2 protein-coding genes are annotated in these 1,375 nt (G+C 71.1%); one reads left to right on the forward strand and one right to left on the reverse strand.

The genetic code is table 11. The features are described from left to right. The coding region (locus AC1DY2_RS19795) for a TetR/AcrR family transcriptional regulator (protein WP_476763964.1) at positions 1-294 on the reverse strand (294 nt) is incomplete at its 3' end. A 78-nt stretch (positions 295-372) separates the two neighbouring features. Between AC1DY2_RS19795 and AC1DY2_RS19800 the strand changes: the two genes are divergently transcribed. Then, positions 373-1,375: NAD(P)-dependent alcohol dehydrogenase (locus AC1DY2_RS19800; protein ID WP_476763965.1), on the forward strand; the 1,003-nt coding region annotated here is incomplete at its 3' end.

Below are 1,375 nucleotides of genomic sequence, written 5' to 3' on the forward strand. Positions count from 1 at the left end.
GAGGATGCGTTCGCGGAGTGCAGCCTTCCACGCGGCATCCGCCTCGGGCACCTCGAAGCCGCCGACGGCCGCCTCGACCTCGCCGAACACGAGGTCGACCACCCCGTCGAGGATGGCCTCCTTGCTCGGCACGTGGTGGTAGACCGACATGGCCTCGACGCCGAGCTGCTCGCCCAGGCGCCGGATGGTGAGGGCGTCGATGCCGCCTGAGTCGGCCAGGTCGACCGCCGTGCGCAGCACCCGGTCCCGCGTGAGCGGCGCTCGCCGCCTGGTCGCCTGCCCTGTGGTCGACATCGGGAATCCTCTCGACAATCGCGTGGTTCGAGCGTACCTTACGTCGTAAGACATACAACGTAAGGTTGGAGCTCGGAAATGACGCACGCATCGCAGACGGGGATCACGACGGCCACGAGGACGATGACCGCGGCGGTGCACCGACGCTTCGGGCCTCCCGAGGTCGTGCACCTCGAGCGGGTGCCGGTTCCGGTCCCGAAGGCCGACGAGCTCCTCGTGCGGGTGCATGCGAGCACCGTGAGCATCGCCGACCACCGCACTCGCAGCCGCGACCTGCCGAAGGGTCTGTGGCTCTTCATCCCGATCGCGCTCGGCGTCTTCCGGCCGCGCAAGCCGGTGCTCGGCATGGACATCGCCGGCGTGGTCGAGTCGGTCGGCGACGACGTGATCGGGTTCGCGCCCGGCGACGAGGTCATCGCGATGCTCGGCGGCGCCTTCGGCGGCCACGCCGAGTACGCCCGTGTTCCGCTGGGCAAGGCCATCGCACGGAAGCCCCGCAACCTCGACATGGGCGAGGCCGCGGCGCTCCTGTTCGGCGGGCACACCGCCCTCGCCTTCCTCGGCCTGGTGCCCATCGGTCCGGGTACCGAGGTGCTCGTCAACGGCGCCTCGAGCGCCGTCGGCACCGCCGCCGTGCAGCTCGCCGCGGCGCGGGGCGCGACCGTCACCGCCGTCTGCGGCGCCCGCAACGTCGCGCTCGCCGCGGAGCTCGGCGCGGCTCACGTCATCGACTACGGCGCCGAGGATTTCACGCAGGTGCCTGGCGCCTACGACGTCATCGTCGACTGCGTGGGCAACGCGTCGTTCGATCGCGTCGAGCACCTCCTGAAGCCGGGCGGCGCCCTGCTCCTCGTCATCGCCGACCTCTCGAGCATGACCTCGGCCAGGCGGAACTCCCGCCGCAGCGGCAAGCTCGTCACGTTCACCGGTGCACCCGTCACGCACGACGACCTGGACGGCCTCGTCGCGCTCGCCGAGGAGGGTCGCTTCCGGCCGGTCGTCGATCGCACCTACCCGCTCGACGACATCGACGAGGCGCACCGGAACGTCGACGCCGGCCACAAGACCGGCAACGTGGTGC

The sequence above is a fragment of the Agromyces sp. P1_H4 genome (assembly GCF_056405255.1).